This is a genomic window from Vreelandella arctica, from assembly GCF_037070215.1.
Classification (GTDB): Bacteria; Pseudomonadota; Gammaproteobacteria; order Pseudomonadales; family Halomonadaceae; genus Vreelandella; species Vreelandella arctica.
On the sequence record NZ_JBANSN010000058.1, the window covers coordinates 1 to 9154 of the forward strand.

The following is a 9154-nucleotide window of genomic DNA, read 5'->3' on the forward strand; positions in this document are numbered from 1 at the left end:
TCCCGAGGCGACCCGCTCCCAGGCCGATGGGGACTAACGGAGCAATGAAGTCGGTCAGTTGAATAAAAGCCAGTTGATGTTTGCGAGCAAACAGCCAGGCAGCCACTAACACACCGGCAAGGCCGCCATGAAAGCTCATGCCTCCTTCCCAGATTTTTAGTAACCAAAGGGGGTTGGCTTGCAGTTGTTCGAGCCCGTAAAACAGCGCATAGCCAAGGCGGCCGCCAACGATGATGCCGATGGCGGCGTAGAAGATCAGGTCGCCCATATCATCGTGGCTTAGGCCGAGTCGATGGGCGCGACGCCGACCCAACCACCAAGCGGCGACTAGCCCGATGACATACATTAAGCCATACCAGTGGATCTGAAGAGGGCCTATGGCGATGGCGATCGGATCAATTTGAGGGTATTGCAGCATATATCTTCCTTAATCAATCGTTACTGTTGGAGTCATCAACAAAAATTATTGCGTCTTAAGAGCCGTTTTATCGTTTCCACTTCTCGACTTCCTGGATGACTCGCTCAACATCTTCAGAAGTTATGTAACCTGTATGTTTGTAACGAATAGTGCCCTCGGTATCGACCAGATAGCTTTCGGGTGCGCCATAAACACCTAGCTCAAAACCTAGGTTACCCTCTGGATCAAAAATATTGACTTCAAAAGGATTCCCAAACTCGTCAAGAAACTCGAGTCCCTTTGCCTGGGTATCCTTGTAGTTGATGCCAACCAAGCGGACGCCTCGCGCGGCTAAGTCCAATAACTGCGGCATTTCATGCTTGCAAGTGGGGCACCACTCTCCCAAAACATTGACCAATGTCACCTTATCTTTAAAAAGAGATTCATCAACGACCCTTGAGGGGTCTTCCAGCGTCGTCAGGTTGAAGGCCGGAAACGGCTGAGCTAACAAGGGGGAATCTCTGGCGCTAGGATCCATTGATAAGCCCTGATAAAAGAAAAAGCTCAAACCAAAAAAGCCCAATAGGGGTAAAAATAGCAATGTCCGAGATTTCACGTATACGTCTCACAGGTAGTAGCGGGTAAGTGCCTGCTGAGCATTGTTAGTGCTTACGGAAGTTGATTTGGAGCACTAGGTTGCATCGGTCATGGCTTCCGAGCCCATAGGCGTTTCGCCAGCAGCGGCAGCAATGTGATGCCACTGATGAGGACCAGCGCGATCGTGAGACCACGGGAGTCGGCGGTAATTAGCACTTCGCCGAACTTGACGATCAGATACGCCGTGGGGATTACGCCGGCCAATGTGGCGATCAAAAAGCGCCAGAAGGACAGGGGTGTAATACCTGCCGCGTAGCTGATGGCATCAAACGAAATGAAGGGCACCAATCGGGATGCAAAAACGATGAGCATCAAGCCGGTTTGAGAGCGTTCCTTCCCCAGCCAGTTAAGGATGGGACGCGTACGCGTCCAGCGTTGCATTACCTCATAGCCGAGCAAACGAGCAATGCAGAAAGCGAGCAGAGCGCCGGCTTCGGCACCGATAACGACATAGGCCGTTCCCCAAACTGGGCCGTAGATCGCACCGGCCACCATGGCAATCGGACCACTGGGGATCGGGCTCATGACAATGGCCGTAATCATCATAAAGATGATGGCCAATGGCCCCCAGACGCCCAACCCATCAACCCATTCACGCAAGGCCTGCTTATCGGTCAAGACCGACAAGGCGCCGGTCTCCATCAGGATCCAATAGAGGGACGCCAAGCCCATCAGTAGAGAGAGCCCCAAAAAGAGCTTTTGCTTTACACTAAGCTTGGTTGCCATGTCCATCTCAGTTGTGGGGAGCAGGGAGACATGTCATCTCAGCCCTGTACCGTGATGGAGTATCATTCAACACCCAATATTTCGCGAAGCTGGTCGGTCGACACTGCACCATTGATACGCTGTACTTTCCCGGCTTCATCACGGTAGTAGCTGGTCGGCGTCCCTGTAGCACCGGCCTCGCGCATGATCTGGGCATGCTTTCTGAGCAGCGCTTGACTCTCCTCCGACGGCTCCACCGGTTTTATGCCGCCATTGCGAAATTCCAATTCATGGGTTTCGAGAGCGCTAGCCGGATTGTCGGCTTCAAGGATTGCGGCAGCTTTGCGAAGACTGTCCTCTGATAGCACGCCGACCAGCACGTGACGAAGCTGTAGTACGCCTTGCTCGATTAGCGGGCGTGAATTCTTCCAGAGTGCGTTGCAGTAGGGGCAGTTGGGGTCTGTTAGTGTGTAAACAATATGCGATGCATCATCATTCCCCTCCGAGATAAAACGAGTGTTTTCAAACGCACTCCAGGCAGCTTCCAGCATGGGTTCCAGCACCAGAGCCTGAAGCTGGCTTTCCATGACGGCATTGCCCTGGGGGTCGATTAACGTACCAATGACGGCATAGTCGGAAGAGGAAGAAATATAAGCCGCCATAGGCTCATTACCATAAGACAAGGCATAGCCTTGGAGGTCGTCAGGCGCTTCGAAGATGCCATGGAAGGTGAACCCTTGATCCACCAACACGGTAATCGTCTTGGGCAAGGGAGACTCAGTATTAGCGGCAATGCCGGCCTGATGACTCTCATTGGCATCGGTTCCTGCTTCCTGCGCCAACGCAGGCAACGTAATAAGACCTAACAGACCTGCAGCGGCTAGGTAATAAGTAGAATGTAGGATATGCCTCATGAATGCTCTCTTTATCAATTACTGTTTTTCCAAGGGATTAGGTCGATCACATTTACTGGCTGGTTTTAGTGCTTCTTATTAAAAAACAGGTACTTGATAAGCGCAGCAACACCAAGCCCCAGTGCAATAATCAACAAGATCGCTATTAGGCCCATCCCCGCCATACCCCACATGCAACTATCACTTCCCATCATTTTGAATTCCTCTTTAACACTACGGTGTTTGGTTTAGGCGCGATGAACAGCCTCGTTTGGCCGTGGTGTGGCATTGCCGGGAACTGGCGTGAAACGGCGTAGCCGCAACGAGTTAGTCAGTACAAAGACACTGGAAACACTCATGGCAGCCGCCGCCAGCATGGGGCTGAGCAATACGCCGATGAACGGATAGAGCACGCCCGCCGCGACGGGGATCAACGCTACGTTGTAGCCATAGGCCCAAACGAAATTGCCGATAATGGTCCGGTGGGTACGCTTGGAGAGCGCCGTGGCATTGACGATGCCTCGCAAATCGCCACTCATCAGCACCACATCGCCGGACTCGATGGCAATATCGGTGCCAGTGCCGATCGCAATGCCCACGTCGGCCTGGGCCAAAGCGGGCGCATCATTGATCCCGTCCCCCACAAAAGCGACGCGCTTGCCCTCCGCCTGGAGACGCCGGATCTCTGCCGCTTTCTGGTCGGGCAGTACCTCAGCGAGAATCTGCTGGATGCCAACCTGTCGGGCGATAGCATCGGCAGTGGCACGGTTATCGCCGGTGAGCATGGCCACTTCCAGCCCTTGCGCTTTGAGTGCTGCGATGGCCTCGGCAGAGCCCTCCTTAAGTGGATCCGCCACCGCGATGACTGCAGCAAGCTGGCCGTCTACCGCGGCATAGAGCGGGCTCTTGGCGTTCTCGGCAAACACCTTGGCGCGTGTTTCTGCCTGGCCGAGCTCGATTTCCAGCCGAAGCATGTAACGATCAGCTCCCACATGTACCAAGTGGCCGTCGACCTCGGCTTCAATGCCGTAGCCAGGCTCGGCACTAAAGCGACTGACCGAGGGTAATTCCAGCCCGCGGGCCTTGGCGCCCTGTACAATAGCCTCGGCGATGGGGTGCTCGCTTTGAGCTTCCACCGCCGCGACCAGTCGCAGCACCTCGTTCTCATGGCCGTTGATCGCTTCGAAGTCGGTCAGCTCGGGGCGCCCCTGGGTCAAAGTGCCGGTCTTGTCCAGCACCACCGTATTCATTTTGGCCAGCGTCTCAAGCGCCGCCCCTTTACGAAATAGCACTCCCATCTCGGCCCCTTTCCCGGTACTGACCATGATGGCCGTTGGGGTGGCTAGGCCCATCGCACAGGGGCAGGCAATTAGCAGTACGCTAACGGTAGTGACGAAAGCAAACGACAAAGACGGCGCCGGTCCGAAAACGAACCAGAGTGCAAAGGTCATCGCGGCGATCGCGATGACCACGGGTACAAATACACCGGCAACCTTGTCGGCCAACTGCTGGATGGGGGGCTTCTCCGCCTGGGCCGTTTCCACCATCTTGACGATCTGTGAAAGCACGGTGTCGGCACCGACTCGCGTGGCCCGAAAGGTAAGTGCACCGTTCTTGTTGATAGTGCCACCGACGACTTCGGAATCCTTCTTTTTGACGACCGGCACTGGTTCACCGCTGATCATCGACTCATCAATGTAGGAGTGACCTTCCTCAACGATGCCATCGACTGGAACACGCTCCCCTGGGCGAACCAAAATACGATCGCCTGTGACGACGGCGTCGATAGGCAGCTCGACGGTTTCATCCTCACGGATGACGCGGGCAGTTTTCGCCTGTAATTGCAGAAGCTTCTTGATCGCCTCGGAGGTGCGGCCCTTGGCAACGTGTTCAAAATAGCGACCGAGCAGAATTAGCGTCACGATCACCGCCGCCGCTTCGAAATAGCTCACGGCGGTTCCGACGGGGAAGAGTCCGGGCACCAGCAGGGCGGCGACCGAATAGAAATAGGCAGCGCTCGAGCCGATCATGACGAGGCTGTTCATGCCCGGATTAAGATGCCGGAGTTCGGCGTAGCCAGCACGATAAAAGCGTGCGCCGGCATAGAACTGCACCGGTGTGGCCAACAACCACTCGATGCCCATCCAGCCGCGATGCGGCATTAGACTCGTTAAAAGCGTGTCAAAAGCGGGAATCATTTTCCCCATGGCGATGATGACCACCGGAATCGTAAATATTGCCGCGAGCACGACGCGGCGGCGAAGCTCGGCTCTCTCCTGGTCCTCGCTGTCCGTTGGTGGCGGCGTATCGGTATCCTGAGGTTCATAGCCTGCCTCGCGGATGGCATGCTGAATACGCGTTAACGAAACGGCTCCCGGCAGGAAACGAACGAAGGCCTTCTGGGTAGCAAGGTTAACACTCACTTCCACCATGCCGGGCAGCTTCGTTAGCGTTCGCTCTATCCGAGAGACACAAGAACCGCAACTCATGCCGGTGACGGGAATCTCGAGACTTTCCACTACCGGTTGATAGCCCGCTGTTTCAATGGCGTCGAGTAGGCTAGTGGTCGTGGTACCTGCTTCGACCTGGATAGCCGCCTTCTGGGTGGCGAGGTTCACTTGAGCGTTGATCACGCCTGGCTGCTGGCTGAGTGCACGTTCCACACGTCCAACACAGGAAGCACAGGACATACCACGAATCTCGATATCGACGTTTTGCGCCATAATGAAGATCTCCTGTTAATTTATCGACGACCCGATATGCAAGCTTGATTCCCATGTTTGCTGTCGAGAAAATGCTCGATCATTCAGCCTGCTCTGCGATAGCTTCAACAATCGGGCAGCCTTCCTGCATAGGCCCTTCGCCTGCACATTCGTCCAGTGTTTTCGATAATACGGCTTCAATTCGCGAGAGGTGTTTGATCTGCTCGCGCACCTTGTGCAGCTTCTCCCCGGCGATGCGCTTAGCTTGCGCCCGGTCGCCATTAGCATCCTGAAGCATTAACAGCTCCCGAATCTCTTGCAGCGTGAAGCCCCACTGCTTGGCATGGACGATGAACTGTAACCGATCCACAGCTTCCAGTGGGTAACGCCGATAGTTGGCATCGGTCCTCCTCGGAGGAGGCATAAGTTTCTCTTTTTCGTAGAATCGAATCGCCTGGCTAGCGACCCCGCTTCGTTCGGCAAGCTCGCCGATACTTAGTGTTTGCATAGCGTTACCTCACGATATTATTAATCTAAGCTTCTGGCAGCCTGACTCAACGAATCTATCGGTCGGGGCTCCTATTGCTCCGGTTGGCGCACGACCCTAGGTTTTGTACGAAAAGTTGGCTCGCAAGCAACGGTCGATGCACGCCACGCATACCATCGCCTTAAAGCTACTTGCCAGCTTTTCATAGCGTGTGGCGATGCGGCGACATTCTTTAAGCCAGCCAAAGCAGCGTTCTATCGCATTCCGTTGACGATATTTGGGTTTATCGAACCGTCTGGGTAGACCAGGCCGGATTCTTCGGTGCATGTTGCGCTGAGCAATCACGGGTTTCATGCCGTGCCTGTCGCAGTAATGACGCAGCTCATCGCTGTCATATCCTTTATCAGCCACCATATAGCGACTACGTTTGCGAGGGCGCCCGACGCTACCTGGTAGATGAACTCTCTCCAATGTCGGAATGAAGTGCCGAGAATCTGCCTCTTGACCAGGGGACAGCGTGAACGCCAGTGGCCAGCCATGGCGATCACAAACCAAATGAATTTTGGTGGTTAAACCGCCGCGACTGCGGCCAAGTGCATGGTCTAGCGGTTCTTTCGAGCCCCCTTTTTACCGCCTCCAGCGGCAGCGCGTGTGGCCCGCACGGAAGTGGCGTCGATCATCCACGTGTCCAAGTCCATAAGCCCATCTTCACGTAATTTGAGCTGCAAGCGAGAAAGTACCGCTTCAAAGGTGCCGTCATCACGCCACTTGCGGAACCGGTCATACACCGTCGACCAAGGACCATATCGCTCGGGTAAATCACGCCATTTGGCGCCAGAGCACAGCACCCAGAAGATACCATTGAGCATTTTTCGGTCATCCCGTCTGGGCCTGCCCATGGTTTGAGGGGGCGACACGATATCTTCAATCTGTGCCCAGCCGTCATCAGAGATCTCGTAACGTCCGACCATTTTTTTCCCCTATGCTGCTTTTGCATAGGTAAAATTAGCAGATAAGGCTTTTCGTACAAAACCTAAGGTAGGGCGTCTTGGTGTTCCAGCCTTCGGGAAAGTGTTGCCTAGCGTCATCATTCGATAGCGATGGCGAGATGATGACATCGTCACCGTTTTGCCAGTCAACGGGGGTGGCCACTTTGTGCTTGTCAGTTAGCTGAAGCGAATCGAGAACCCGCAGTATCTCGTCGACATTACGTCCTGTGCTGGGTGGATACGTCAAAGTGAGACGAATTTTCTTGTCAGAATCGATGATGAAGACCGTGCGCACCGTAAGTTTGGGGTCGGCTTTGGGATGGATCATTCCATAAAGCTTCGCTACCACCTGATCTTCGTCAGCCAGCAAGGGGTAGTTCAGGGCCGTGCCCTGAGTCTGTTCAATATCCCCCACCCAGTCGTGGTGAGAGCTGAGGGGATCCACCGAAACCCCAACCAGTTTGGCACCCCGCTGGGTGAATTCGTTCTTTCGCTTGGCAAACGCGCCCAGTTCTGTGGTGCATACTGGCGTAAAATCAGCGGGGTGCGAGAACAGCACCGCCCAGCTGTCGTCAAGCCATTGGTGAAAGTTGACCGTGCCTTGCGTGGATTCGATCGTGAAGTTTGGTGCTGTCTCGCCCAGTTGTAGCGCCATGGAAATGTCCTCATGTCATTCATTGAGTAGCCACCATAACTTTGAAGTCAACTTTAAGGTCAAGCTTGATGTGTAATATTTGCAATTCGATAGGAGACAAATAATTTGTCAATAAAGGTTGACCTTAAAGCAGCTGTAAGCCTTAAAATTCTTACGGCGTTAAAATGGATATGATAGGAGGTAGCACCATGGGATTGGTTCAATACCCTTGTTGGCCGTCTCCATAACTTAAGTTGCGATAACACATTGGAATCTCTCTCTTCCATCGGCTTGGTCGGCGCCTTTATCGGCGGATTGGTCTCCTTCTTCTCGCCCTGCACGCTGCCCCTGTTACCGGCCTACCTGTCGGTGGTCACAGGCGGTAGTGCCGGTAAAGCCGACAGGCGGTTAGAGGCATTGACCCTCAGTGCCTTCTTCGTCTTCGGCTTCAGCATCGTGTTCATCCTACTCGGGCTCGGCGCCAGTAGTATCGGGCAACTGATGCGAGGGTATCGCCAAGAATTCAACTGGGTTGCCGGCTCGGCGGTGATCGTGCTGGGCCTCTTTATGACCGGCGTGTTCCGATTGCCGCTATTCCAGCGTACCTTTCAGTTCACACCCAATGTCCAGGGTGGCTCCCCGCTGTCGGCGACAGTGTTCGGGGTCTCTTTTGCCATCGGTTGGACCCCCTGTATCGGCCCTATACTAGGCGCTATTCTGATGGCCACGTCTAATGCTGCTAGTGCCCAGGCTGGAATGATTTATCTAAGTGCCTACTCGGCAGGACTGGCGCTACCTTTTCTTGCCAGCACTTTACTGATTAACCGATTTGCTCTGCATCGGCAAAGCCTGGGAAGGTGGAGTGCCTATGCTCGCCCCGTGGCGGGCACGATTGTGATCCTGATGGGTATTGCTATCGTTACGGGGTATATGACACGGCTTTCAAGTATCATGGTTGACCTTTTCCCCTCCCTGGCGACCCTGGGGTAGCCAGGCCGTCAGAGAAGTAGAGATTAATTTTCATACTGACTCCTTAGGAAGCTGATTAGGCTGAGCTAGTCTCCTAAAAGGAGATTATTTTTATAATGCTTAGAGCTTAATTGCTTTCACTATTAATTTAGTTCTTCACCTAATTACTTTAATTAGGAGCTCGTGGCGAGGTAACGTACAAGCGCAGCGAACGCTTCAGTGTTTTTTTGAAAAAAACATTTATTATAGTAGGCCTTCCTGAATCCTAGCTGAATAATAAAAATTATGGCAAGTAACGCACAGCTACCTGGTTTATCTTTATATTTCGTGAGTATCTATCAGATTACCTTTCCTTGATTTTTCTTTTGGGTTGTTCTAGCTTTATCATGCCAAGCAGAAACTATGGTAAATAAAATATGGTTTAAAAAATGGAGAACCGAGATGGACTTAAAAAAATATGAAAACTGCATTGAAGCTTGTCACGTATGCGCTGCTTATTGTGACAAGTGTGCAACTGAGTGCCTAAAAGAAGACAACGTAAAAATGATGGCGGAATGTATTCGCCTTAACATGCAATGTGCTCAAATTTGTCGGTTAGCTGCCTCATTTATGGCACAAGAAAGTGAGTTTGCACACGAGATCTGCCGTCTATGTGCCGACATTTGTAAGAAATGTGGTGATGAGTGTGCAAAACATGATGCACCTCACTGCCAAGAGTGTG

Annotated in this window: 11 protein-coding genes; 2 read left to right on the forward strand and 9 right to left on the reverse strand. The window is 53.2% G+C overall.

What is annotated here, in order from left to right; all coding sequences use genetic code 11:
* The 9 genes from lgt to V8L70_RS22080 all read right to left on the reverse strand — a co-directional run.
* Positions 1-418 (reverse strand): prolipoprotein diacylglyceryl transferase (lgt, locus tag V8L70_RS22040; RefSeq protein ID WP_336270596.1); only part of this gene is annotated, 418 nt, incomplete at its 3' end.
* Between the two features lie 67 nt (positions 419-485).
* On the reverse strand, positions 486-1013 hold the full coding sequence (locus V8L70_RS22045) for a DsbE family thiol:disulfide interchange protein (protein ID WP_101146751.1): 528 nt from the start codon (positions 1011-1013) through the stop codon (positions 486-488).
* Positions 1014-1102: 89 nt separating this feature from the next.
* Positions 1103-1780: a TVP38/TMEM64 family protein gene (locus V8L70_RS22050; protein ID WP_336270597.1), complete on the reverse strand. Its 678-nt coding sequence runs from the start codon at positions 1778-1780 to the stop codon at positions 1103-1105.
* Positions 1781-1842: 62 nt separating this feature from the next.
* Positions 1843-2673 carry a thiol:disulfide interchange protein DsbG gene (gene dsbG / locus V8L70_RS22055; protein ID WP_101146737.1) on the reverse strand — a complete coding sequence of 277 codons (831 nt, stop codon included), beginning with the start codon at positions 2671-2673 and terminating at the stop codon, positions 1843-1845.
* Positions 2674-2738: 65 nt separating this feature from the next.
* Positions 2739-2867 carry a hypothetical protein gene (locus V8L70_RS22060; protein WP_008958488.1) on the reverse strand — a complete coding sequence of 43 codons (129 nt, stop codon included), beginning with the start codon at positions 2865-2867 and terminating at the stop codon, positions 2739-2741.
* Positions 2868-2900: 33 nt separating this feature from the next.
* Positions 2901-5375 carry a heavy metal translocating P-type ATPase gene (locus tag V8L70_RS22065; protein ID WP_101146738.1) on the reverse strand — a complete coding sequence of 825 codons (2475 nt, stop codon included), beginning with the start codon at positions 5373-5375 and terminating at the stop codon, positions 2901-2903.
* 79 nt (positions 5376-5454) lie between these two features.
* Positions 5455-5862, reverse strand: coding sequence for a heavy metal-responsive transcriptional regulator (locus V8L70_RS22070; RefSeq protein ID WP_008958490.1), 408 nt, complete (start codon positions 5860-5862; stop codon positions 5455-5457).
* 96 nt (positions 5863-5958) lie between these two features.
* Positions 5959-6812, reverse strand: a protein-coding gene (locus tag V8L70_RS22075; protein ID WP_101146791.1) for an IS5 family transposase whose coding sequence is annotated in 2 segments (ribosomal slippage) — positions 5959-6470 and positions 6470-6812 — 855 coding nt in all. Because the reading frame shifts where the segments join, the coding sequence is not laid out codon by codon here.
* 34 nt (positions 6813-6846) lie between these two features.
* Complete coding sequence (locus tag V8L70_RS22080; RefSeq protein ID WP_336270599.1) at positions 6847-7485, reverse strand: peroxiredoxin; 639 nt, start codon at positions 7483-7485, stop codon at positions 6847-6849.
* A gap of 246 nt (positions 7486-7731) precedes the next feature.
* Here V8L70_RS22080 and V8L70_RS22085 point away from each other — a divergent pair, with 246 nt between their 5' ends.
* Together V8L70_RS22085 and V8L70_RS22090 are read left to right on the forward strand one after the other, a co-directional pair.
* Positions 7732-8454 carry a cytochrome c biogenesis CcdA family protein gene (locus tag V8L70_RS22085; protein WP_144815962.1) on the forward strand — a complete coding sequence of 241 codons (723 nt, stop codon included), beginning with the start codon at positions 7732-7734 and terminating at the stop codon, positions 8452-8454.
* Between the two features lie 381 nt (positions 8455-8835).
* On the forward strand, positions 8836-9154 hold a 319-nt coding region (locus V8L70_RS22090), incomplete at its 3' end, for a four-helix bundle copper-binding protein (RefSeq protein WP_336270600.1).